The 24,862-nt window shown below is 39.2% G+C and carries 24 protein-coding genes; 12 read left to right on the top strand and 12 right to left on the bottom strand.

Going from position 1 to position 24,862, the window contains the following annotated elements:
• Positions 1-2: 2 nt before the first annotated feature.
• From coaBC to BFP77_RS16340, 9 genes are all read left to right on the top strand, one after another.
• Positions 3-1,208: a bifunctional phosphopantothenoylcysteine decarboxylase/phosphopantothenate--cysteine ligase CoaBC gene (gene coaBC, locus BFP77_RS16380; protein ID WP_099575117.1), complete on the top strand. Its 1,206-nt coding sequence runs from the start codon at positions 3-5 to the stop codon at positions 1,206-1,208.
• Entirely contained in the window at positions 1,201-2,088 is an 888-nt protein-coding gene (locus tag BFP77_RS16375; RefSeq protein WP_099575116.1) for a DUF4835 family protein, read from the top strand. Before coaBC ends, BFP77_RS16375 begins: the two co-directional genes overlap by 8 nt.
• Positions 2,089-2,142: 54 nt before the next feature.
• The gene (recN, locus tag BFP77_RS16370; protein ID WP_099575115.1) at positions 2,143-3,795 is read left to right on the top strand and encodes a DNA repair protein RecN; all 1,653 of its coding nucleotides are present in this window, start codon (positions 2,143-2,145) and stop codon (positions 3,793-3,795) included.
• A gap of 78 nt (positions 3,796-3,873) precedes the next feature.
• On the top strand, positions 3,874-4,680 hold the full coding sequence (locus BFP77_RS16365; protein WP_099575114.1) for an enoyl-ACP reductase FabI: 807 nt from the start codon (positions 3,874-3,876) through the stop codon (positions 4,678-4,680).
• 63 nt (positions 4,681-4,743) lie between these two features.
• Positions 4,744-5,754, top strand: a complete 1,011-nt coding sequence (locus BFP77_RS16360) for a glycosyltransferase (RefSeq protein ID WP_099575113.1) — start codon at positions 4,744-4,746, stop codon at positions 5,752-5,754.
• Entirely contained in the window at positions 5,751-6,713 is a 963-nt protein-coding gene (locus BFP77_RS16355) for a CdaR family protein (RefSeq protein WP_099575112.1), read from the top strand. The genes BFP77_RS16360 and BFP77_RS16355 overlap by 4 nt, the downstream gene beginning before the upstream one ends.
• Entirely contained in the window at positions 6,710-7,291 is a 582-nt protein-coding gene (gene coaE / locus BFP77_RS16350; protein ID WP_099575111.1) for a dephospho-CoA kinase, read from the top strand. The genes BFP77_RS16355 and coaE overlap by 4 nt, the downstream gene beginning before the upstream one ends.
• Positions 7,292-7,374: 83 nt before the next feature.
• The gene (locus tag BFP77_RS16345) at positions 7,375-8,955 is read left to right on the top strand and encodes a sensor histidine kinase (RefSeq protein WP_099575110.1); all 1,581 of its coding nucleotides are present in this window, start codon (positions 7,375-7,377) and stop codon (positions 8,953-8,955) included.
• A gap of 6 nt (positions 8,956-8,961) precedes the next feature.
• The gene (locus BFP77_RS16340; RefSeq protein WP_099575109.1) at positions 8,962-9,672 is read left to right on the top strand and encodes a response regulator transcription factor; all 711 of its coding nucleotides are present in this window, start codon (positions 8,962-8,964) and stop codon (positions 9,670-9,672) included.
• A 51-nt stretch (positions 9,673-9,723) separates the two neighbouring features.
• On the opposite strand, the gene BFP77_RS16335 is transcribed toward BFP77_RS16340, so the two are convergent.
• The 8 genes from BFP77_RS16335 to BFP77_RS16300 are packed head-to-tail and all read right to left on the bottom strand — an operon-like array spanning position 9,724 to position 17,162.
• Complete coding sequence (locus BFP77_RS16335) at positions 9,724-10,218, bottom strand: gluconokinase (RefSeq protein WP_099575108.1); 495 nt, start codon at positions 10,216-10,218, stop codon at positions 9,724-9,726.
• On the bottom strand, positions 10,211-11,131 hold the full coding sequence (gene miaA, locus BFP77_RS16330) for a tRNA (adenosine(37)-N6)-dimethylallyltransferase MiaA (RefSeq protein WP_099575107.1): 921 nt from the start codon (positions 11,129-11,131) through the stop codon (positions 10,211-10,213). Before miaA ends, BFP77_RS16335 begins: the two co-directional genes overlap by 8 nt.
• Positions 11,124-11,990 carry an ion transporter gene (locus tag BFP77_RS16325; protein ID WP_257213005.1) on the bottom strand — a complete coding sequence of 289 codons (867 nt, stop codon included), beginning with the start codon at positions 11,988-11,990 and terminating at the stop codon, positions 11,124-11,126. Before BFP77_RS16325 ends, miaA begins: the two co-directional genes overlap by 8 nt.
• The gene (locus BFP77_RS16320; RefSeq protein WP_099575106.1) at positions 11,987-13,360 is read right to left on the bottom strand and encodes an exonuclease domain-containing protein; all 1,374 of its coding nucleotides are present in this window, start codon (positions 13,358-13,360) and stop codon (positions 11,987-11,989) included. Before BFP77_RS16320 ends, BFP77_RS16325 begins: the two co-directional genes overlap by 4 nt.
• A gap of 38 nt (positions 13,361-13,398) precedes the next feature.
• Positions 13,399-14,058, bottom strand: coding sequence for a YggS family pyridoxal phosphate-dependent enzyme (locus BFP77_RS16315; protein WP_099575105.1), 660 nt, complete (start codon positions 14,056-14,058; stop codon positions 13,399-13,401).
• A 9-nt stretch (positions 14,059-14,067) separates the two neighbouring features.
• Positions 14,068-15,297 carry a DUF1015 domain-containing protein gene (locus tag BFP77_RS16310; RefSeq protein WP_099575104.1) on the bottom strand — a complete coding sequence of 410 codons (1,230 nt, stop codon included), beginning with the start codon at positions 15,295-15,297 and terminating at the stop codon, positions 14,068-14,070.
• The gene (locus BFP77_RS16305) at positions 15,298-16,191 is read right to left on the bottom strand and encodes a 3-hydroxyacyl-CoA dehydrogenase family protein (protein WP_099575103.1); all 894 of its coding nucleotides are present in this window, start codon (positions 16,189-16,191) and stop codon (positions 15,298-15,300) included.
• The gene (locus tag BFP77_RS16300) at positions 16,188-17,162 is read right to left on the bottom strand and encodes a Gfo/Idh/MocA family protein (protein WP_099575102.1); all 975 of its coding nucleotides are present in this window, start codon (positions 17,160-17,162) and stop codon (positions 16,188-16,190) included. The genes BFP77_RS16305 and BFP77_RS16300 overlap by 4 nt, the downstream gene beginning before the upstream one ends.
• Positions 17,163-17,309: 147 nt before the next feature.
• On the opposite strand from BFP77_RS16300, the gene BFP77_RS16295 reads away from it, so the two are divergent.
• Complete coding sequence (locus BFP77_RS16295; RefSeq protein ID WP_099575101.1) at positions 17,310-17,951, top strand: protein-L-isoaspartate(D-aspartate) O-methyltransferase; 642 nt, start codon at positions 17,310-17,312, stop codon at positions 17,949-17,951.
• 2 nt (positions 17,952-17,953) lie between these two features.
• Here BFP77_RS16295 and smpB read toward each other — a convergent pair whose 3' ends face one another.
• On the bottom strand, positions 17,954-18,415 hold the full coding sequence (smpB, locus tag BFP77_RS16290; protein WP_099575100.1) for an SsrA-binding protein SmpB: 462 nt from the start codon (positions 18,413-18,415) through the stop codon (positions 17,954-17,956).
• Between the two features lie 112 nt (positions 18,416-18,527).
• Between smpB and BFP77_RS16285 the strand changes: the two genes are divergently transcribed.
• On the top strand, positions 18,528-19,277 hold the full coding sequence (locus BFP77_RS16285) for a DUF6503 family protein (RefSeq protein WP_099575099.1): 750 nt from the start codon (positions 18,528-18,530) through the stop codon (positions 19,275-19,277).
• Here BFP77_RS16285 and BFP77_RS16280 read toward each other — a convergent pair.
• Positions 19,255-19,797 (bottom strand): SixA phosphatase family protein, encoded by a 543-nt coding sequence (locus BFP77_RS16280; protein ID WP_099575098.1) that lies wholly within the window; start codon positions 19,795-19,797, stop codon positions 19,255-19,257. The genes BFP77_RS16285 and BFP77_RS16280 overlap by 23 nt on opposite strands.
• An 84-nt stretch (positions 19,798-19,881) precedes the next feature.
• Between BFP77_RS16280 and BFP77_RS16275 the strand changes: the two genes are divergently transcribed.
• Positions 19,882-21,480 (top strand): PorP/SprF family type IX secretion system membrane protein, encoded by a 1,599-nt coding sequence (locus BFP77_RS16275; protein ID WP_099575097.1) that lies wholly within the window; start codon positions 19,882-19,884, stop codon positions 21,478-21,480.
• Between the two features lie 69 nt (positions 21,481-21,549).
• Here the strand turns inward: BFP77_RS16275 and BFP77_RS16270 are convergent, their stop codons facing one another.
• Together BFP77_RS16270 and clpB are read right to left on the bottom strand one after the other, a co-directional pair.
• Positions 21,550-22,146, bottom strand: coding sequence for a TetR/AcrR family transcriptional regulator (locus BFP77_RS16270; protein WP_099575096.1), 597 nt, complete (start codon positions 22,144-22,146; stop codon positions 21,550-21,552).
• Between the two features lie 111 nt (positions 22,147-22,257).
• A complete protein-coding gene (gene clpB / locus BFP77_RS16265) occupies positions 22,258-24,858 on the bottom strand; it encodes an ATP-dependent chaperone ClpB (protein ID WP_099575095.1) in 2,601 nt (866 codons plus the stop codon).
• Between the last annotated feature and the right edge of the window lie 4 nt (positions 24,859-24,862).

Genomic DNA, 24,862 nt, shown 5'->3' with positions numbered 1-24,862 from the left:
CTATGTTGAACGGCAAAAATATCCTTTTAGGCATTACCGGAGGAATTGCTGCTTATAAAACTACATTCCTAGTCCGACTCTTTATAAAAGCTGGCGCTAACGTTAAGATTATACTTACCGATAGTGCCAGCTCTTTTGTTTCTCCGCTTACACTTGCCGCCCTCTCAAAAAACCCCGTAGTTACCGATTTTGTCAAATCTGATGCCAATACGGTCGATTGGAATAACCATGTGGAACTGGGGCTTTGGGCAGATTTAATGTTAATTGCTCCTGCCACGGCCAACACCATGTCTAAAATGGCCTCCGGTGGTTGCAATAACTTACTCTTAGCTAGTTACCTATCCGCAAAATGCCCTGTTTTCTTTGCTCCGGCAATGGACTTGGATATGTACAAGCATCCTAGTACAGTGGCAACCTTAACTAAACTGCAGTCCTTTGGAAACGTTATGATTCCGGCAACCTCGGGAGAATTGGCCAGCGGCCTGCACGGAGAAGGTAGAATGGCAGAACCTGAGGATATCCTCCGATTTATCGAAAATCATTTATCTGATGGACTGCCCTTGCATGGTAAAAAAGTCTTGATTACGGCCGGACCAACCTATGAAGCCATAGACCCGGTACGTTTTATAGGGAACCATTCCTCAGGGCTCATGGGTTTTGAATTGGCACATGCAGCGGCTAATCTTGGTGCAAAAGTGGTTCTCGTTTCTGGCCCCTCGCGCTTCACTGTTGAAAACCACGCTATTTCTTTGGTGCAGGTCGTTAGCGGGGATGAAATGTACGCAAGTGCGCATGAGCACTATCCCGATTCCGACGTTGTTATCTGTGCAGCAGCAGTTGCGGACTATAAGCCCAAGACCATGGCCACGCAGAAAATAAAGAAATCCGATGAAGCGTTGAACATCGCTCTAGTAAAGAATAAGGATATTCTCCTTTCTCTTGGGAAAGCTAAGAAAGACCAGTACTTGGTAGGATTTGCTCTAGAGACGGAAAACGAGGTTGAAAATGCCAAAGGAAAACTAAAGCGCAAGAACTTGGATGCTATTGTGTTAAATTCATTGAACGATAAGGGAGCCGGTTTTGGCGGGACCACCAATAAAATTAGCTTCATAGATACCAATTTGGAAATACTAACGTTTGAATTGAAGACCAAGGCAGCAGTGGCCAAGGATATTTTGAACGAAATTATTAAAAGACGCTATGCGTAAACTGGTATTTTTTATTGCTCTTTTCTTCATAAGCCTTAGTATTAAGGCACAGGAGTTAAATTGTACCATTACCGTAAACTCCGATCAAGTATCGCAGACCAATCAGCAAATTTTTCAGACGCTAGAGCGCTCCTTGAACGATTTTGTGAACAAGAACAAATGGACGAACAGGGTCTATAAAGAAAATGAACGGGTCAATGCTCAGATGTTCATAACGATAACGGATTATGAATCCGACAGGTTTAAAGGAAATATTCAGATTCAATCCTCTAGGCCGGTTTATAATACTTCCTACGAGAGCCCCATATTTAATTATAAGGACAACCAGTTCAACTTTCAGTATATAGAGTTTCAGCCGTTGGTATTCAATGAAAATGTTTTTGAATCCAATCTGGTGGGCGTTGTTTCTTATTACATCTATATCGTGCTAGGATTGGATGCGGATACCTTTAGTTTAGAAGGTGGTACGGATCACTTTAGAAAAGCGCAGAATATCGTAACCCAAGCTCAGGGAAAAGGGTTTAAGGATTGGGGACAGTCCAGCGACCGTAGTAGATTTGAGCTGGTAGATAATTTACTTTCCAACACCTTCCGTGAGTATAGAGTGGCCATGTATAATTATCACAGAAAAGGGATGGATATCATGGGCGATAATAATAGCACCGGAAAACAAGTCGTTGCAGGAACCATGAAACTTTTCGAAACCATGATTAAGAGGCGCCCCAATGCTTTTTTGATACAAACTTTTTTTGATGCGAAGTCAGAAGAGATTCAGAATATTTTCTCCGACGGTCCTAAAGTTGATATCGTAAAACTTAAAGAAACACTGAATAATATTGCCCCTCTATATTCTAGTACCTGGAACGATATAAAATACTGATTCTTTTTTCAAATCATAATATAGATTACCTTTGCTTTACTAAAAGCAAAAGCATTGTTAGCTCATCTTTCCATTGAAAATTATGCATTAATCGACAGCCTTAAGGTTGGGTTTGATAGCGGTTTTACGGTAATTACTGGTGAAACGGGAGCCGGAAAATCAATTCTTTTGGGAGGTCTTTCGCTAGTCTTAGGCAATCGTGCGGATTTGTCATCACTTCGTAACAAGGAAAAAAAATGTATTATAGAAGCCGATTTTACCATTGCGGACTATAAGTTGGAATCTTTTTTCTCTAAGGCCGATTTGGACTATGAAGATGTTACGGTCATAAGACGTGAAATTTTACCGAGTGGTAAGTCCAGAGCTTTTATAAACGATACACCCGTTACTTTGGATGTATTGTCCAAACTGGGCTCTCGGCTAATAGATGTTCACTCGCAGCATCAAACTTTAGAACTAACGGAGAACGATTTTCAGTTTAAGCTGATAGACGCTTTCGCCAATAACACCAAGCGTTTGCTTGCATACGCCGAGGAACTACAAAAATTTAGAACTACGGAGAAGGAACTTCAAGATTTGGTCCTATTTCAAAGTAATGCCATGAAGGAACAAGACTACAATTCGTTTTTACTTACGGAGCTAGAGTCCGCCCCGTTAAAGGAAGGAATTCTAGAGGAGCTGGAAGAACAATACGAGCAATTGAACAATGTGGAGCTTATTATGGAAGAGCTTTCCAAAGGTGAACAGTTGTTCAACGATGAACAGGCAGGCCTACTGTCCTTGATGACAGCGATTAGAGCAACCTTCACTAAACTTGCGGGTTTTGGCCATCAATATCAAGAGCTAAACGAACGTGTGCAATCGGCCTTTATAGAGTTGGATGACATCAACACGGAACTGCAAGGTTTTCAAGAGCGTGTGGAGTCCAATCCTTCGCTTTTGGAAGAGGTGAACACCAAACTGCAATTATTATATAATCTTCAGAAAAAGCATAATGCCAGTGAGATTTCCGAATTGATCCGTATTAAGAACGATTTGGCGGATAAGGTATTTGAGACTGCCCATGTAGATGAGAAAATTGCATTAAAAACCAAAGAATTACAGGAATTTAGGTCATCCTTAGTGGAACGGGCACTTTTGATTAGGGAAAAGCGAAATAGTGTAATACCCAATCTAAAGAAACAACTGGAATCCAATTTAGGGCTCTTAGGCATGCCAAGTGCTTCCTTTGACATTTCATTATTGCCATCCGATAGTTTTAAACCCAATGGCATGGACGAGTTGTCATTTCTGTTCACAGCGAATAAGGGTAGTAATTATGGTTTACTGAAGAAAGTGGCCTCTGGCGGTGAATTGTCCAGAATTATGTTGGTGATTAAATCCATCTTGGCAAAATATGAAAAACTACCTACAATTATGTTCGATGAGATAGATACCGGTGTATCAGGAGAAATCTCGAACCGTATGGCAGATATCATGAAAGAAATGAGCGGTGCCATGCAGGTATTTTCCATAACCCACCTGCCACAGGTTGCCTCAAAGGGTAACCATCACTTTAAGGTCTTTAAGAAAGATACGGCAGATAGAACGGAAACGAATATGAGGAAGCTATCCAATGATGAGAGAGTGGTAGAACTTGCACAAATGCTAGGCGGGAAGGAACTGTCCGATTCGGCGCTAGCACATGCCAAACAATTATTGAATTAATAAGGCGACATTAAAATAACGATTGATATATTTTAAATATCTTTGATTTATAAATTTTAAACACTAGAACCAACGAACATGGCTTACAATTTATTAAAAGGTAAAAAAGGAATCATATTTGGCGCATTGGACGAGAATTCCATTGCTTGGAAAACCGCGCAAAGTATACACGATGAAGGAGGAACCTTTGTTTTAACAAATGCCCCTATTGCCATGAGAATGGGTCAGATTAAGGATTTAGCCGAGAAAACGGGTTCTGAAATCGTTCCTGCGGATGCCACCAATGCAGAAGATTTGGACAATCTGGTAACCAAATCCATGGAAATCTTGGGGGGTAAATTAGATTTTGTCCTTCACTCTATCGGGATGTCCGTAAACGTGCGAAAAGGTCGCGCCTACACGGACGAGAATTATGATTTTACCGCAAAGGGGTGGGATGTATCCGCATTATCCTTTCACAAAGTAATGCAATCCCTGTACAAGCATGATGCCATGAACGAATGGGGAAGTATCGTAGCCTTGACCTACATGGCCGCACAACGTACTTTTCCGGACTATAACGATATGGCGGACAATAAGGCCTATTTAGAATCCGTAGCCCGTAGTTTTGGATACTTCTTTGGGAAAGAGAAGAAAGTAAGAGTAAATACGATTTCACAGTCTCCTACAGCTACAACGGCCGGACAGGGAATTAAAGGTTTTGACGGGTTTATCAATTACGCTGAAAAAATGTCCCCTTTGGGCAACGCTACAGCGCAAGATTGCGCGGATTACACCATGACCCTATTTTCTGACCTAACCCGAAAAGTTACCATGCAGAACTTGTTTCATGATGGTGGTTTTTCCAATACAGGTGTTAGTCAAGAGGTCATCGACAAGTTTTAAAAACCCTTTATCATTAAACCTGGTCGGTTGTAGAATGGCTTTCAGGGTTAAAGTATAATAAAAATGGAGCTGTCCTTTTCCTTTATTATCCCAGTTTATAATAGACCAAACGAAGTTCAAGAGCTTTTAGAAAGTCTCTTGGAGCAAACGTATACTAAGGATTTTGAGATAGCCATTGTTGAGGACGGGTCTACCCAATCTTCGGAAAAGGTGATAGAAAACTTTAAGGACAAACTTCATATTTCGTATTATCAGAAGCCAAACTCAGGCCCTGGCGATTCTAGGAATTATGGAATGCGCCGGGCCAAGGGGAATTACTTTATTGTATTGGATTCTGACTGTATTCTACCGCCGCAATATTTGGTTGAGGCGGAAAAAAGTCTTACTCATGCTTTTGTGCATTGTTATGGCGGACCGGATGCTGCCCATGAATCTTTTAGTAGGGTTCAAAAGGCCATTAATTATGCCATGACCTCATTCTTAACCACTGGTGGGATAAGAGGCGGCAAGAAGGCCGTGGATAAATTTCAGCCTAGAAGTTTTAATATGGGTATATCCAAAGAGGCTTTTGAGAATGTAGGGGGATACGGTAACATACACCCTGGTGAAGACCCGGATTTGACCATACGAATTTGGAACGCAGGTTATGAAACCAAATTGATACCGGAGGCGTACGTTTATCATAAAAGAAGGATAGGCTGGAACAAATTTTATACACAGGTAAATAAATTTGGTATGGTGCGGCCTATACTTAATAAGTGGCATCCGTCTACCGCAAAATTAACCTATTGGTTTCCAACACTGTTTTGCTGCGGATTTTTGTTAGCACTTGTAGCATTATTCGCTGGTTTCCCTTTACCATTTTATCTTTTCGTATTTTATTTTGTTCTTTTGTTTACAGATGCGCTTTTAAGGACTAGAAATTTAGCGGTCTCCTTGATGGCGCTTTTTGCCACAGTTGTTCAGTTCGTTGGTTACGGAATTGGTTTTTTGAAGTCAACGATTTACACTACTTTTAGTAAAAGGAGTCCTGAGGAGATTTTCCCCAAGTTATTTTTTAAGAATAATCAATGATTTTAGAGCGAATAAAAAAAGGTGTAAAGAAACGTAAATTCAGGGTGTTTCTAGTATTTCTGTTTTTTTCGACTTTGGCTTGGCTTATTAATAATCTCTCACGATCATTTGTTAGCACAACAAATTTTGATATCGAATACGTAAATATTTCTGATGCCTTTTTACTATCGGAAATTCCAAAAAGTCAGTTAAATGTAAAGTTGAAGGCAGTAGGTTTTCAATTTTTGGGATTTGGTATAAAAAGAAAGGTCGTACAACTAGATTTATCCAAGGCAAATAAAAAAGGTGCACTATACTATATAGCTCAAGAGACGTATAGAAGACAAATTGAGAATCAGCTTCCCAAAACAATGACTTTATTAGAATTGGAGACGGATACCATTTTTTTAGACTTTACTAGAGTGATTACGAAAGAAGTACCCGTTGTTCCCAGGATTAATTTTAGCCTTGCCAAGAATTATATGTTGGAGGATAAGATAACGGTTAGTCCTTCGACCATAAAAATAAAAGGACCTAAAGAACAAATTGACACAATAGCTCAAGTAAGAACGGCATATCTGGACATGCCCAATGTAGATGAAGATTTTTCGGTTACCACGGTAGTCCTTAAATCACGTGAGCTGAACAAAACTACCTTTGTGCCTAATGCTGTTCAGGTATCGGGAAAGGTATATCGTTTTGCGGAAAAGGAGATTTCAGTTCCGGTTACAATGGTCAACGTACCAGAGGGCACCAAGGTTAGGATGTTTCCCGATGCCGTCACCATTTTGTGTCAGGGTAAGATTGAGGATTTAAAGAGCTTGGATCCTACTGATTTTATTGTGACGGCAGATTATCTGAATCTAAAAGGAAATAATCAGAGTAAACTTCCAATTGCGCTCACAGCTGCACCTGAGGGTATCAGTAATGCATCACTTTCAACGGACGAGATAGAATTTATTTTAAGGGTAGAAGAATGATTGTTGGTTTAACTGGAGGCATAGGTAGTGGCAAATCTACGGTAGCAAAGTTTCTAAGGACATTGGGCGTACCTGTTTATGATTCTGATGCACAGGCAAAACGTCTAATGGAATCTTCTAAGAAAATTAGAAATAAGATTATTGCCCTTTTGGGGAAGGAAGCCTATGATGGAGAATCACTGAATAGACCCTTTATAGCTAAAGCAGTGTTTGCCGATAAAGACTTATTGGAGAAACTGAACGGAATCGTTCATCCGGCAGTTAGAAAGCATTTCATAAAATGGTCGGAGAAGCAAAATCACCCTTACGTAGTTCAAGAGACAGCGCTCTTATTCGAAAATAAAGCCGATTATTTGTACGATAAGATTATTCTGGTAACGGCGCCAAAAAAGATGAGGGTGGCGCGTGTTCTTAACCGAGATAAGAGTTCGGAGAAGCAAGTATTGTCCCGGATTGAAAATCAATTGGAGGACAAGGTCAAAATTGCGCGTTCCGATTATATTATTGAAAACATAGATTTAGAAGAAACTAAGGATAAAGTAATTGCCCTTCATACGGCTCTGCTTGAATATTGCTAGGAATCCCGCAATTTTAACATTTGTGTTAAGGTTAGGTTAAACGTACTATTGACCTCCTGTTAAATCTTTAATTTTAACACTAAATGAACAAGAGATTATTTGTGCTCTTAGTAGTTCTAATGAGCTTATCCCTTATTGGATTAATATTTGTTCAAAGTTTTTGGATAAAGAAGTCCGTTGAGGATAAAGAGGATCAGTTTTCCAATATGGTTTCGGAAGCACTCAACAGTGTTACGGACAAGATTTCTAAACGTGAGTATAAAAATTATTCCGATAGATATCTCCAAGTTAAGGATAGTGTAGGGGAGCTGAAAGAGGCACAATTCAAAAATTTCTTTTTTATTGACCGAGATGTCAATTCCAACGAAATACTGCTTTACGAACATGGTATTTTAGAAGAGGACTACGGCATTTCTTCCACGTTCTTTGATAATGCTGACGGTAGTGATACCACAGTAATACGAAATTATACGAGCAAAAGAACCACATCTATATTTAAAGAAGATTACGATTTAGACGGGAAGGGTTATCGACTAACACCCATACAGCGTATTGAGAAAATCGGTGGTCTTTCCAAAATAGACAAAGTGGCCATGGAGGAAATGTTCAACACTTTTGCCCAAAGAGTACCCATTCATGAGCGAGTGTCCACTCAGGAGATAGAATTGTTAGTGCAGCGAGAACTAGAGAATAGGGGAGTTGACATTGATTTTGAATATGGAGTTTTTAGTAATGGATTTCCAACCAAGGTAAAATCTAAAAAATTCAAGTATTCCGAAAAGAATATTTATAAATCGGCAATGTTCGCTGATTTTGAGGGAAATTCAAATTTTGACCTACTCGTTTCCTTTCCGAAGAAAAAGCGTTTTTTAGTACAATCCATTCTTGGATTGGCCTTATTGTCTTTATTGTTCACTTTAATTATAGTTGTCGCCTATTCCGGAGCTATTTATCAGTTGATAAGGCAAAAACAGATATCGGAGATAAAAACCGATTTCATTAACAATATGACGCATGAATTCAAAACGCCTATAGCAACTATAAATCTTGCGATAGAGGCGATACGAAATCCAAAGATAATCGCTAACGAAGAAAAGGTGAAGCGTTACTTGCAGATGATACGGGATGAGAATAAACGAATGCATGCGCAGGTAGAGAACGTACTCAGGATATCCAAGTTAGAAAAGAATCAGTTAGACATTAGTAAGGATAGGGTAGACGCACACGACATAATTGAGGATGCCATTACGCATGTGGAATTAATTGTGGCCGATAAAGGAGGTTACATAAAAACACATTTGGAGGCAGAACGCTCCGAAGTTTTGGCGAACGAAATGCACTTTACCAACGTCATCGTAAATATGTTGGATAACGCAATGAAATATTCGGTAGAGCCTCCGAAAATAGACGTGTACACAGAGAAAGTAAAGAATTATATCATTATAAAGGTTAAAGACCAAGGTGCGGGAATGAGCAAGGCGGTCGTAAAAAGGGTTTTTGAAAAGTTCTACAGAGAACATACAGGAGATATACATAATGTAAAGGGACATGGTTTAGGCCTGTCTTACGTAAAAAAAATAATAGACGATCACCAAGGTGATGTATATGCAGAAAGTGAAAAAGGCAAAGGCAGCACATTCTTCATTAAATTACCTCTAATTTAACAAGTTATGGAAACAATTAATAAGAAAATACTTTTAGTAGAGGATGACCCGAATTTCGGAATCGTTCTGAAGGACTATTTGTCAATGAACGATTTTGATGTAACCTTGGCCAAGAACGGTATGGAAGGTTTTGAAAAGTTTAAAAAGGACAATTACGACATCTGTATTTTAGATGTCATGATGCCTTACAAGGACGGATTTACCCTTGCTAAAGAAATCAGGGAGAAGAACGAAAATGTTCCCATCGTTTTCTTGACGGCCAAAACCATGAAAGAAGATGTTCTTAAAGGTTATAAGGCTGGTGCCGATGATTATTTGAACAAACCTTTTGATTCGGAGGTGCTTCTTATGAAACTTAAAGCAATACTTCAAAGAAAGGCTTCTAATAGTCTAGCGGACAGCAAGAAATTTGAATTTACGATAGGTGGTTTTCATCTTAATTCCAAACTAAGATTTTTAAAGTATAAAGAGGAAGAGGCCATTAAGTTATCACCAAAGGAAAACGAACTTTTGAGACTATTGGCACTTCATGAAAATGATCTGATGCCTAGGGAATTAGCCTTGACCAAGATTTGGAGAGACGATAATTACTTTACCTCAAGAAGTATGGATGTTTATATCGCCAAGCTTCGTAAGTACTTAAAAAGAGACGATACTGTAGAAATTTTGAATATTCATGGAGAAGGTTTCCGTTTGGTCATAAAGACGGACGAATAATAATTCCTCTTTCCATAATTTAAACGAAAAGCACCTTGAAAGAGGTGCTTTTTAGTTTTTTAGGGATTGTACGGCAAGTGCTACTATTTTATCCGGACTATTGGTAATGCTTATGGTTATGGCATTTTCTGGAACTTCCAAGGCTTCGAATTGTGATTGAAGTAGTTCTTTTGGCATAAAGTGATTATTGCGCTGTTTAAGCCGGGAACTGATGGTTTCAAAGCTTCCCTCTAAAAACAAAAAGGTGCAGCACGTATCAAGTCCAGTTTTGAGGATAGCCCTATATTTTTCTTTCAGTGCAGAGCACACGAAGACCGCCCCAGTATGCATATTATCATGTGCTAAACGATTTAGGCTTTCTAGCCAACCCATTCTATCGTCATCGTTAAGGGGTTTTCCATAGGACATTTTTTCAATATTTGATTTAGGATGATAATCATCGCCATCATAAAACGGGTAGCCCAATTCTTTGGACAGCATATTCCCAATAGTAGATTTTCCCGAGCCTGAAACGCCCATAATATAAATTATCTGCTTATTATACATGTTGCAAACGGGTTAGTTCTGTTTTTGCCAATTCAAAAATGGTGTCTTTGTCATAGTCATGTGGAACCCATTTAATACCCTCTGTTTTCTTGAACCACGTAAGTTGTCGTTTGGCAAATCTACGGGTGTTTTTTTTGATTTCAGATATGGCGAATTCCAAATCCCAGTTCTCATCAAGATATTGAAAGAGCTCCTTATAGCCTACGGTCTGTAAGGCGTTCAGTGCTCTATAGGGTTCTAAACGGGTAACTTCATTCAGAAGTCCTTCTTCCATCATTACATCCACTCTTGCGTTTATCCGTTCATAGATAACACTGCGTTCTGCGTTAATACCAATGGAAAGAACTTTGAAATCCCTTTGCTTTGAGGATGATTTTAAAAAGCTTGAGTATGGCTTTCCTGAGCTTATACAAACCTCAAGGGCGCGTATAATTCTATGTGGATTTTCAATGGCTACCTTGCTATAATATTCAGGGTCCAAGGCTTTTAATTTAGTTTGAAGATGCTCTAGTCCTAATGTTTCTAGCTCTTTATTTAAGTCGGTTCTAATGCCTTCTGCTATCTTTGGAAATTCATCCAAACCTTTGGTTACTGCATTGACGTAGAGTCCACTTCCACCGACCATGACTACAACGGCTTTTTTTTGAAACAGTTCCTTAAGTTTCTGTAGGGCTTCCTTTTCAAAGTCGCCCACGGAATAGAATTCCATAATACTTTTGTTCTGAATAAAATGATGGGGAACAGCAGCTAGTTCTTCGTCGGAAGGCACAGCAGTACCTATACTCATTTCCTTGAAAAACTGTCTGGAATCGGCAGAAATAATTTCCGTTTGAAAATATTCCGCTAGTAGAATAGCTAATTTAGTCTTTCCTATCGCGGTAGGGCCAACGACCGATATTAAAACCTTATTCATTTAACAGATTACCACAATTATAACAGTGTTTTGCGTCATCTCTATGGCGTTCCTTTGCGCAGTAGGGACAGGCTTGGGTATTAAGATGCACATCAAAATTATCAGAAGCAACTGGTGTTTCATCCTCTTTATCCGAGTTGTTTTTGGAAAACTCCACGGTAACGATGCCGGTAGGTACCGCGATAATCCCATAACCTAAAATCATAATGATGGTAGCAATGAATTGGCCTAGATTGGTTTGGGGTGCGATATCACCATAACCTACCGTAGTTAGCGTTACTATGGTCCAATAAATACTTCTGGGAATACTAGTGAAACCAGCTTCATCACTTTCTATAAGGTACATAATGGTACCCATGATTACGGAGAGAATCAATACCACGTAGATGAAGACTGCAATTTTGGTTCTACTTGCTTTAAGCGCTTTTTTAAGTTGTGAAGCCTCCCCGATAAATTGCACGAGCTTAAGAATCCGGAAGATACGAAGCATTCTAAATATTCTAAACGCTAGAAGTACTTGAGAACCTGCAAATATGTAAGAAAGATATAAGGGTATGGTGGATATAAAATCTATAATACCGTAAAAACTGAAAATATATTTAAAAGGTCTTTTAATACATATAATCCTTGCGATATATTCGATGGTAAAAAAGATAGTTACTATCCACTCTAATATAAGAAGGGTACGATGGTATTCCACATCAATTTCCTTGACGCTTTCTAGTAATATCAAAAGAACGCTTAGAAGGATGAGAAAGATAAGAACTAAATCAAACCATTTGCCCATGGGGGTATCGGCCTCATAAATAATTTCATGAAGTCTGTTTTTCCAATTGCTCTGGTGCTTTTCTTCTTTCAATTCTTGGTCGTAATAGGTATAGTCTTCAGAATACGTTTCTTTCTTAGATAGGATTCAATAATAAAATTAGCATTAGCAGTTCCGTTCATCGGCGTTATAATGCTTTCTAATATATGAATATTATTTATTTGATGGTTTAAATTGTAATACCCTGTCCCAACTAAGGAACCGTTTCTTATCAGGATGGCACTATTTTCGCCCACTTCTCGGCCTTTATCCACTAAGATGATATCATCCGTTGTTAAACTATATTTTTTTAGGCCCTCCTCCAATCTTTGGTTGTATTCAGTTGGACTCTCTTTTTGAACGCAGGCGCCGTAACACTCCTTATCATTGTATTTAGCGCAGTTTTTTTTTGCATCACTGAATCCATTGAGCTTGTCACAAAGGTTAAACTCTTGGGTTATTTTGAATAGATGGTTCTTTGCGCTGAAAACCCCGTTGAAAAGACCTACCTCACTTTTACAGTTAGATACGTTTGAAACTACTAGCTGAAAATATCCGTCTTCGTTTTTGGTTTTACACAAGGCGTGAGAAAACATTCGCTTACGGGGAAGGCTACTATACTTTGGTTTGTTTTTAAGTAATTCCTGATGTTCTTTAAGGAGGGCCACCAATTCGCTTCCGGTTTTCTCAAAGGTCACTTTTTTGGTGTCCTTCGCCAGTTTTCTAGACCTCGTGCCGCTCTTAGTGAAAAGTTGATTTACTTTCTTCTTTATATCCGTGCTCTTGCTCAGATAAATGATTTCTCCATCTTTGTTATGCATATAGAATACCCCCGTTTCATTGGGCAGACTTTGCACCATATCCAGTTGTTTTTCGGATAACTCTCCATGAGCTTCTTTTCGTATAACGTCCTGGATGATGGTCTTCTCGGTGTCTTTGGCTAATAACAGTTTAAATAGTTGCACCGTTGCAAGCGCATCACCATTTGCACGATGTCTATCGCTTACGGGGATACCTAGAGAACGAACGAGCTTACCCAAACTGTAAGATTCTGAATCGGGCAGAAGTTTTTTGGATAAGTCTACAGTGCACAACGTTTTACGTTCAAAATTATAGCCCAATCTTCTAAATTCTGTGCGTAGAATACGATAATCAAATTGCGCATTATGCGCAACGATTACAGCATCTTGGGTTATTTCTACAATACGTTTTGCAACCTCATGAAATTTAGGGGCTGTCCTTAACATTTTATTGTTAATACCCGTGAGGTTTACCACAAAAGGTTGAATTTCTTTCTCGGGATTAACCAAGCTAATAAAAGTGTCCACCACCTCGTGTCCGTTAAACTTGTGGATCGCAATTTCCGTAATACCTTCCTCATTGAATTTGCCTCCGGTCGTTTCAATATCCAGTATTACGTACATGTATTTATTTAATGATTATAAGAAGAAAAGTTGAAAACTCATACATAGTCTCTAGCCCCAAAGATACTACTTCCTATGCGTACCATGGTACTACCTTCTTCAATAGCAATTTGGTAGTCTCCACTCATACCCATGGACAGAATTTCAAGTCCGTCTAGAGTTGTCTTTAATCCTTGGAACAGCGTATTGAGGGATTTAAACTCTCTTCGTATTTGATTTTTATCATCGGTAAAAGTGGCCATACCCATAAGGCCTTTGATTTCAACATGGTCTAATTCTAAAAACGCTTTGTCCTGAACCAGTTCCAGAAGTTCCTTTTCGTCAAACCCAAACTTTGTATCTTCTTCGGCTATATGTATCTGCAATAAACAAGGTATTTTTTTATGGTTCTTTTTTCCCTGTTTGTTTATTTCCTTTAATAACTTAAAGCTGTCTACTCCATGAATTAAGGAAACAAAACTGGCCATGTATTTCACTTTATTCCGCTGCACATGACCAATCATGTGCCATTGAATATCCTTTGGCAGTTTTTCCCATTTACGGGTCATTTCCTGAACCTTGTTTTCACCGAAAATGCGCTGACCGGCATCATAAGCCTCCTGCAAATCCTCGTTCGGCTTTGTTTTGGAAACCGCAACCAGCGTCACATGGGCTGGAATGCTTTCTTTTAGTGCTACTATTTTTTTTTCTATCGACATACATTTATATTATAATTCGTAAATGGCCATGCCACTTCTTAGCTTTGGCTCAATATAGGTACTCTTTGGGGGCATAACGAGACCCGCATCTGCAATTTCCTTTATTTCTGATATGGTCACGGGCAACATGCTAAAGCCAACCTTGTATTTAAGCGCATCAATTTCGTCTTTCATGCGGATAATGTTGTGTTTTCCATAACCATATGTAATACGTTCATCGTTACGCAAATCCGAAATACCTAGAATAGGCTGTAATACGGTCTTGTAGAGAATCTGTGTGTCCAAAGCACTAAGCGGGTCCGTAAATTCGTAAACCTTCTTCCGCAAGTAGAGCGAGTAGAACTCACCGTCCAAATACATGCTAAAATGATGTTTTTTGGTGGGTCTGTACAGCATTGCGCCCTTATTTTCGATTCTAAAATAGGTATCCAAACGAATAAGAAACTCCTCTTTGGAGAGTCCGTTCAAGTCTTTGACCATTCTATTGAATTCAAATATCTGTATTTCGGACTCCGGGATGAGATAACTCATAAAATAGTCCGAAGCTTTATCGTCTCCTTCTTTCTTATCGTCCATCATCTTGGATAATAAATAGGAAGAGGCACTTCTATGATGCCCGTCAGCAATATATAACGTATCTACCTCTTTAAAATAGTCTTGTATTTGGGTTGTGACTTTTTTATCAGCAATCACCCAAAGCTTATGCGTTGCCTTATCGGTTGTGGTAAAATGATATTCTGGCGTTTTTTGCTTTTCTCGCGCTAACAAGACGCTTATGGCCTCTTTATCCTCATAAGTCATTAAAACGGGTTCAGCATTAAACTTTACAGTATTCAGATAGTTTGCAAATAATTGTTCCCTTCGTTTAATGGTATCCTCGTGCTTCTTAATGATGTCATTTTTGTAATCCGCTATGGAGGTAGCGCAAAACAAGCCACTACACTTTAATCTGTTCTGTTCAATTTCGTACAGATAAAAACCAGGGGTATTGTCTTTTTTAAGAATAGCATCCTCTAAAAACTCTAGATATCGATTGTAGACTAAGGAAAAACGTTCGGTACCAGTCACTTCCTTATCAAACTTATAACCCGGATTTATAATGTGCAAAAAGGAAAACGGGTTGAATTTTAGATTGGCGTTCAACTCTTTTTTTGAATATTCTTGGTATGATCTAGAAACTACAAAAGGAGCCTTGTCCTTTGTAGGTCGTATGGCTTTAAAAGGTTTTACGGTAGCCATTTATTTTTTGTCGAACTGATTGGAAACTACTTCGGCTTTACTTTTAGTGCTGTAATCATAGAAACCTTCTCCAGATTTTACACCTAATTTACCTGCCGTTACCATATTTACCAATAGGGGGGATGGTGCATATTTCGGATTCTTAAAGCCGTCGTACATCACTTTTAATATTGATAGACAAACATCCAATCCAATAAAATCTGCAAGTTGCAGGGGACCCATGGGGTGGGCCATACCCAATTTCATTACCGTATCAATTTCAAAAACCCCCGCCACACCGTGATGTAGGGTCTCTATTGCCTCATTTATCATGGGCATTAAAATTCGATTGGCAACAAATCCGGGATAGTCGTTTACCTCGGTCGAGGTTTTTCCTAATTTTTCGGAAAGCGCCATTACGGTATTCGTGGTCTCGTCAGAAGTGTTATAACCCCTTATGATTTCTACCAATTTCATTATCGGTACCGGATTCATAAAGTGCATCCCTATTACGGATTCAGGTCTATTGGTAACCGCTGCAATCTGTGTGATGGAGATAGACGAGGTATTGGTCGCTAAAATGGTACCTTCCCCACAATATTTATCCAATTCCCTAAAAATTTTAAGCTTAAGGTCAATATTTTCCGTGGCTGCCTCTATGACCAAATCGGTATGTTGCACGCCTTTCTCTAAAGCTGTAAACAGTGTAATGTTTTTTAAGGTTTTTAACTTGTCCGCCTCAGTAATTTTTTCCTTGGTCACCATCCTATCCAAATTCCTTGATATGGTAGCGAGACCTTTATCTAAAGCTTCCTGTGAGACATCAATAAGATGCACACTAAAGTTGTTTTGTGCAAAAACATGGGCGATTCCATTCCCCATGGTACCGGCACCTATGACAGCTATATTTTTCATATTTCCTTGGTGTCAAAAGATTCAATAATCTGTAAAGCTACTTTTAAGGCCTGTGTTCCTTGTTCAAGGCTTACCACGGGAGTTGTGTTATTGTTAATAGCATCTGCAAACGATTCCAGTTCGTCCAATATGGCGTTATTTGCCTCAATTTTAGGGTTCTCAAAATAAATCTGCTTTTTTAAACCCTCGGCATTCTGCAACACCATATCAAATTTTCCAGGTGCTTCCGGGGCATCTTTCATTTTAACCACTTCTACCTTTTTTTCTAGAAAGTCTACCGATATATAGGCATCTTTTTGAAAGAAACGTGATTTACGCATATTTTTCAAGGAGATCCTACTCGCCGTCAGGTTGGCAACACAACCGTTTTGAAACTCTAATCTGGCATTCGCAATATCGGGGGATTTACTGATGACGGATACACCGCTGGCGTTTATTTGTTTAACATCCGAGTTTACCACGCTTAAAATGGCATCTATATCGTGAATCATTAAATCTAGTACAACCGGCACATCGGTTCCTCTAGGATTAAACTCCGCCAAACGATGCGTTTCAATAAACATAGGTTCGTGAATAGCATCTTTGACCGCGGTAAACGCCGGATTAAAACGCTCTACATGACCTACCTGACCTTTAATGTGATGTTCTTTTTCAAGCGCTAACAAATGTTCAGCTTCCGCGTAAGTGGTGGTAATCGGTTTCTCGATAAAGATATGTTTTCCTTTTTCTATCGCCTTTTTGGCGCAGTCATAATGCGAAAGCGTAGGGGTGACGATATCGATTACATCAACCGCGTCCATTAAATCGTTCATGTTCTTGAAGTAGGTATAACCAAATTCCTCGGCTACGGCCGTTCCGTTCATGATATCGGCGTCGTAAAAACCTACCAATTCATATTCTTTAGATTCATTTAGCAAACGAAGATGAATTTTACCTAAATGTCCCGCTCCTAAAACACCAACTTTCAGCATAGTTTTTACTTTTTATCAAAAATAAGCATACTTTGATAAGATGTCTTTAATGGTCTTTTTAAATTTCCGGATTACTTACAAGTTTTTTGAAACTTCTTCTTTAAGAAAAAGGAACTTTCCTAACTTTGGTTTCCAAACCAACTACTATTGAAAGATACCTTAAAACATAGGGGAATGCGGAATCAACTCGCAGAAGTGTTGATATCCAAGGGAATAGCCGATAAGGTTGTTCTAAATGCCATACGAGATACACCGAGACATCTGTTCATGGATAGCAGTTTTGAAGGACATGCTTACCAAGACAAAGCTTTTCCCATAGCAGCTAACCAAACCATTTCCCAGCCATACACGGTTGCTTTTCAAACGGAACTCTTGGAGTTGAAACCCAATGAGACCGTTTTGGAAATAGGGACAGGGAGTGGTTACCAGACCGCGGTCCTTTTAAAGTGTAAGGCTAAGGTCTATACCATTGAACGGCAATTAGAGCTGTTCAAAAAAACCAGTCTTTTCTTTAAGAAAATGGGTTATAGGCCTAAAAAATTTATTTTTGGCGATGGTTATAAGGGACTACCTGAAAATGCACCTTTTGATAAAATTATTGTAACTGCCGGCGCTCCAGAAGTGCCCAAAGCGCTACTTTCACAGTTAAAAGTAGGGGGTAGATTGGTTATCCCAGTGGGTTTTGAGGAGCAAATTATGACCCTGTACGCACGTACAACGGCTAAGGAATTTGAGAAGAGCACCTATGGTTCTTTCAAATTTGTGCCCTTACTAGAGGATAAGAATTAAAATCAGTTGTTGAAGCTTTTCTTAATTCGTGCCAAATCTCTCTTGTTATCACGGTCCTTTATAGACTCCCTTTTGTCATAAAGCTTTTTACCTTTTGCTAGGGCTATCTGTATCTTGGCAAGACCGCGGTCGTTAAGAAATAAATTTAATGGCACAATAGTAAGTCCCGAAGCTTTGACTTCTTTATGCAGTTTTTTTAATTCTCTTTTTTGAAGCAATAATTTACGCTCAGCTTTTGGTTTGTGGTTAAAATGCGATGCATGGGAATATTCATCAATTTGCATATTGATGACGAAAAGCTCACCACGCTCATTAAATTCACAAAAACTCTCGGAAATTGAAGCTTTTCCATATCTGATGGATTTAATTTCCGTACCGGCTAAGACAATACCTGCGGTATACTTATCTAGAAGCTCGTATTCAAAACGTGCTTTTTTATTCTTTATGTTGATGTTCTTCTGCATTGTGGACAAAAATAGGAACAATTATATAATCGGCTTTGATTTTAAAAGGAATTAAAATGTTTCCTTTGTATACAGACAAATTTGATGTTGTTCCTAACTAAAGTCTTTATTCATGTATAGAATCCTTCTTCTCACGGGTATCGTATTATTTATTGGTTGTAAAGAAGCTAAAATTGAACCTACCGCTCAAGAAATTGTCGACAGAAGTATTGAGATATGCGGAGGTGAAAACTATTTGTATAATACCATTTCATTTGATTTTAGGGGTAAGAAATATCAATCCATTCCTCAGGGAAACCAAAAGATTCTTCAAAGAAAAATTTTGACGGATTCTACGGAAATTCTTGATGTCCGGTCTCCAAACGGATTTGAACGTTTCGTGAACGATACTCTCGTAATACTTCCCGATACGCTGGCCACGGCCTATTCTAACGCCGTTAACTCCGTGCATTATTTTGCTTATTTGCCTTATGGACTTAATGATAAGGCTGTGCAAAAAAGATTTCTTGGCATGGCTACGATAGGTGCCGCAGAATATTATGAAATAGAAGTCACGTTCAATGAAAAAGGTGGCGGAGACGATTTTGATGATATCTATATCTATTGGTTCAATACCAAAACATATAAGCCAGATTATTTAGCATATGAATTTCATGTTGATGGGGGAGGACAGCGCTTCAGGGTTGCTTATAACGAAAGAATAGTTAAGGGAATACGTTTTGTAGACTATTTAAATTACAAAAGCCCAAACACAGCTACACCCATTTCCAGTATTGATAGTCTATACACTAATGATGGCTTAGAGTTACTCTCAGAAATTAAATTGGAAAATATAAAGGTTACTCCGGACAGTTACAATTGAAGTTAAGTTTGGAATCCGTAGCGATATCATTCACTAATTGAACTATGTACAGATTACCGTTTTCACTATCGTCTATCTGACCATGTTTCTCCTCTCCAATGAGTTTGTTGACAAAGTCTGGCGTAGTATTACTATGACCTACTACAAGTACTTTTTTTCCTAGATTGTCCATTTTAAATTGCGCTATGTCAATTGTTCTAGGGTCATAGTACTGAATATCGATATTCTTTTTAACCGATGTGGGAGCTGCCGTCATAGATGTCCTATTAAAGTCGGTCGTATAAATCGCATCAAGATTAACTTCATCAAGTATTTCTGCCCAGTGCATAGCTCGGCCCAATCCTTTTTGGGTTAGTTCAGGATCCGCGTTTTCTGAGTCACTTCTGTCCTTTTCAGCATGTCTTATCAGATAGAACGTACTTATTGTGACGGGTTCCTGTTCGTTGCTTGCTGGCTTATCTTCCTTGCAGGATATAAAAAGTAGTACAAAGCTTATGGTTAATATCTGAATTGTTTTCATCGGTATATTTTGAAATGCTAATTATTAAAACCAAAATTACAGGAAAATAGTACTATAAATAGGCTATTTTTTGTTTTTTTGCATATGAAAAATTTTTGTGGGGCACTTCTTATTCTGTTTGTAGTTCTTGGCATTCATGGCCAGGAGCCATCGTTACCTGGGGATTTTAGACAACAGAATCTTACTGATTATAATTCAAGCTTGTTAAATCCTGCGTATTCTTTGGATAGGAACAATCCATCTTCTATAGCATTTTGGTCTCGATGGCAATGGCAGACAATAGATGCGGACCCTACCTCACTTTTTTTGAATTATACGACGCGAATAAATCCTGCCTCCTCTGCGGCCGCAGGCTTTTTTCAACATAATACCGGTATATTTCTTAATACTGGTGCCGCTTTGAACTATGCCTACAAAATAGAACTTAGTCCTAAGATGACGCTTGGAGTAGGTCTCAATTTATTTGGATATCAGCAAGAACTCGCAGATCAACGTTTTATTCAACCAAATCCGTTTCAGAGAACGCCTACTAACGATTTTATTTTACAGCTGGCTCCTGGAATCAATCTAAGAGTGGATAAATTTAGCGTTGGTTTCGTTTCAGAGAACCTCTTCGATTATAATTTTACGACCAACGAAAGAAATACCAGCCCTGACGATAGAATGTTTTTTGGACTGGCCAGTTATGATATTCCTGTAGGTATTTTAAATGCCGATGGCAATTCCTTTTTACGTCCCGCGGTTTATTTTAAAACGATTCCGGGACTTGACACTCAAATAGGATTTAATTCCGTGCTGTCTACCAGTAAATTTTGGGCCCAAGGAGGTTATAATAGCTTCTATGGTGTATCAGGTGGTGCTGGTGGTCGTTTCTTTAAACGATTGTCAATCGGAGCGATTGTTGAGTTTGGTATCGGTTCTGAACTGGACGGTAAAGACCCGTCCTTTGAAATAGTTACTGCATATAAATTAGGTAAAATAGAAACTGACGCAGAGAAGAAGGAAGAAGAACTGATTGCTGCTGAAACTGAAAAAGAAAAGGAGCTTAAAGAAGAATTGTCCAAAGCGGAAGCATTGGCACAAAAAGAAAAACTTCAGGAGCAAAGACGTCTGGATAGGGAACAAAAGCGCCTTGACAAGGAAATAACAAGACAAATGAACGATTCTATTCAAGTTGCGAATAGAAATGCTGAAACCTCTGCGAAGGAATCTAGGAGAGAACTAAAAAGAAAAACGGATTCCATTCAAGCGGCTAAAAAAGCGGAAGAAACGGCCCTTGCGTTGGCTAGACAAAAACGAAAGGATTCTATCGCGCAAGCTCAATTGGCCGCAGCTGAAGCAGCAGAGAAGAAAGCAGAACTAGAACGCTTAGCGCGTCAAAAGGAAGTGGTTACCCCACAGGCAGGTGAAAAATATGAAGAAGTGGTAACAGAGGGATTATTGGAACCTGGCTATTATTTGATAGCTAATGTCTTTGGTACCAAACGCTATTTCTACGCCTTCATGGCCGATTTAAAAAAGAAGGGCTTAGCACCCAAATCATTCTACAGAGAATTGAATAACTATAATTACGTCTACCTAAAAAGATACGATTCAATTAATGAAGCAAGAAAAGCTAGGGATTCTAAATTTAATGGACAGTACTCCGAAAAGACTTGGATTTTTAGAGTGGTAGGGGAATAGTGCCGTATGGTTCAAAGAGCTTATTCGCCACGAAGAAATCAATAGGAGTAACAAAGGATTTTGACGGGTTTAGTTCTTCAACTCTCGTTTAATCAAGACCTCGAGATAAGTCACCGTATTATGCAAATATTTTCGGTCTTTTGTGATGGTGGCCATTGCTATTGCTCCTTGCAACATGGTTATGAGTTGCTTTGCGAATTGCAGCGGAGTTACTGGAATCTTGAATTCACCTGCATTAATGCCATTTTCCAGAACAAGAGCCAGTTTGCCCTCAATTTCCTTTAGGGTCTCCCTTGAAGCTGCGGCCAGTAAACTATTATTATGTTGGGCGTCCACACCTACATTGAGTATGGGGCATCCTCCCATATCTAAGGTGAAAATATCATATTTTTTATAAAAATCGGTCAGACTAAAGACCTTGTCCAAAGCGCTTCCGGGATGATTCAGTTGTTCATCGATAGCTGCCAACAGAATTTTACTGTTGTATTCGAAGGCAGAAAGGGCCAAGGCCTCCTTGTTCTCAAAATTTCCGTACAAGGCTCCTTTAGTGAGTCCCGTAGCTTCCGTTAAATCGCTCATGCTCGTGCCTACGTAACCATGCTTATTAAAAACGGGTGCCACTGTTTTGATAATGTAGGTGGTAGTTCTTTCGGCTTTGGTAGACATGTTTGGTCGTTTTTTACGAAGATAGAAAATCTATACTGTATGGTATATATTGTTTATAAAAAAAACGTCCCTTCCAACTGGAAAGGACGTTTTTTCTTAATATGTTCTCCCTTAAACGACAAGGTCATTCTGATTGCGAAACACCAAACTGTGATCAAAAGAGTCTAGAAGAATGATACTATCTGATTTGATATCACCACTTAAAAGTCCTTTGGATAAACTGTTCAGTACCTCTTTTTGCAAGGTTCTCTTTACGGGTCTTGCCCCGTATTGCGGGTCGAACCCTTTTTTAGAGAGATAAGCAATGGCATCTTCCGTGGCATCCAAGGTAATTTGTTGTTTCTCCAGCATTTTTTTCAATGCCTCTAGTTGGAGCCTTACAATGTCCTTGATATTGTCCTCGTTAAGAGGGGTAAACATAACAATATCATCTATTCTGTTCAAGAATTCAGGACGAATCAGTTTTTTCAGAAGACCAAGAACCTCTATTCTAGCCGATTCAGTAGCACTAAAGATATCCTTGGAATTTTCAAACTTTTCTTGAATGATTTCACTACCCATATTGCTGGTCATGATAATAATGGTATTTTTAAAATCCGCTACTCTTCCTTTATTATCCGTAAGTCTACCTTCGTCCAGTACCTGTAAAAGAATATTAAAGGTGTCCGGATGCGCTTTTTCTATTTCATCCAAAAGTACCACCGAATATGGGCGTCTTCTAACAGCTTCAGTCAATTGACCTCCTTCATCGTACCCAACATAACCAGGAGGGGCTCCTACCAATCTACTCACGGAATGCCTTTCCTGATATTCGCTCATATCTATTCTAGTCATGGCACTCTCATCATCAAAGAGATATGATGCTAATGTCTTGGCTAACTCTGTCTTTCCTACCCCCGTTGTACCAAGGAACAAGAAAGAACCAATAGGTCTCTTGCTATCCTGCAAACCGGCCCTACTTCTCCTAATGGCATCGGAGACCGCCTCAATGGCCTCATTCTGTCCAATGACCCGTTTGTGGAGTACATCCTCTAGGTTCAATAGTTTCTCGCGTTCACTTTGAAGCATTTTGGTAACCGGTATTCCGGTCCATTTTGCTACTACCTCGGCAATATCCTCGTTGGTAACCTCTTCTTTTATCAATGTGCCAGATTGCTGCTGTTCCTGTAACTCCTTATGGTACTTAGCAAGACTTTCCTCTGCCTGCTTTATTTTTCCATAACGTAATTCTGCTACTTTTCCGTAGTCTCCATTACGCTCTGCCCGTTCCGCTTCAACTTTCAGGTCCTCAATTTCTTTTTTGGTTTTCTGAATATGGTCCACTACCGACTTTTCACTGTCCCATTGTGCAAAAATTTCATTTCGCTCCTCCTTGATATTTGCCAGTTCTAGATTTAAAATTTGCAATTTTGGCTTATCATTCTCTCTTTTAATAGCCTCGATTTCAATTTCCAGTTGCATAATTTTTCTGTCCAAGACATCGAGTTCCTCTGGTTTAGAATTGATTTCCATGCGCAATTTGGAAGCGGCCTCGTCCATGAGGTCTATCGCCTTGTCCGGCAGAAAACGGTTGGTAATATATCGTTGGGATAATTCTACTGCGGCGATGACTGCCTCATCCTTAATTCGCACTTTGTGGTGGGATTCATATTTTTCCTTAATCCCTCTAAGAATGGAGATTGCACTTTCTGTATCCGGCTGGTCTACTACAATTTTTTGAAAACGCCTTTCTAGTGCCTTGTCCTTTTCAAAATACTTTTGATATTCATCCAAGGTAGTAGCACCAATAGCTCTTAATTCACCTCTTGCCAAAGCAGGCTTTAGAATATTGGCCGCATCCATAGCACCTTCACCACCGCCCGCACCTACAAGCGTATGTATCTCGTCGATAAACAATATGATTTCTCCCTCGGCATCGGTAACTTCTTTAATGACAGCTTTGAGGCGACCCTCAAATTCACCTTTATATTTGGCTCCAGCGATTAGAGCACCCATATCTAGGGAGAAAAGTACTTTGTCTTTCAAATTCTCCGGAATATCCCCTTGAACGATTCGGTGCGCTAGACCTTCCGCTATAGCCGTTTTACCAACACCGGGTTCGCCAACTAACATTGGATTGTTTTTAGTTCTACGCGATAATATTTGAAGTACGCGTCTTATCTCTTCATCTCTGCCAATAACAGGATCTAGCTTTCCACTATCTGCAAGTTCATTTAAGTTTTTGGCATACTTGTTTAAAGAATTGTAGCTTTCTTCGGCACTTTGGGAAGTGACGTTGGCTCCCTTTCGTAATTCTTTTATGGCCGCATCAATATTTTTCTCTGTTACTCCTTGATCCTTTAGGATTTGTGCAATTTTACTTTTCGATTTAAACAGTGCTAAAAGCAGATGCTCGATAGATACGTACTCATCCTCCATTTTCTTGGCGGTGATGGTAGCTTCGTTCAAGGTTTTACCTGCCTCTTTGGAAAGCATAATGTCCCCACCTTCTACCTTTGGAAAGCTGAGCATCTCCTTATCGAGAATTTGTTGGATTAATTTAAGGTTGAGTCCCAGTTTCTTAAAGATAAATGGAATTACATTTTCCTCCACTTGGGACATTGCCTTAAAAATATGTTCATTCTCAATTTGCTGATGCTGCATGGATTGCGCCAATAGTTGCGCTTGCCGTATCGCTTCTTGCGATTTTATAGTGAAATTATTAAAGTTCATTATA

The sequence above is a fragment of the Maribacter sp. 4U21 genome (genome assembly GCF_002742365.1).
Lineage (GTDB): Bacteria > Bacteroidota > Bacteroidia > Flavobacteriales > Flavobacteriaceae > Maribacter.
This window is presented reverse-complemented; position numbering and strand designations above follow the sequence as displayed.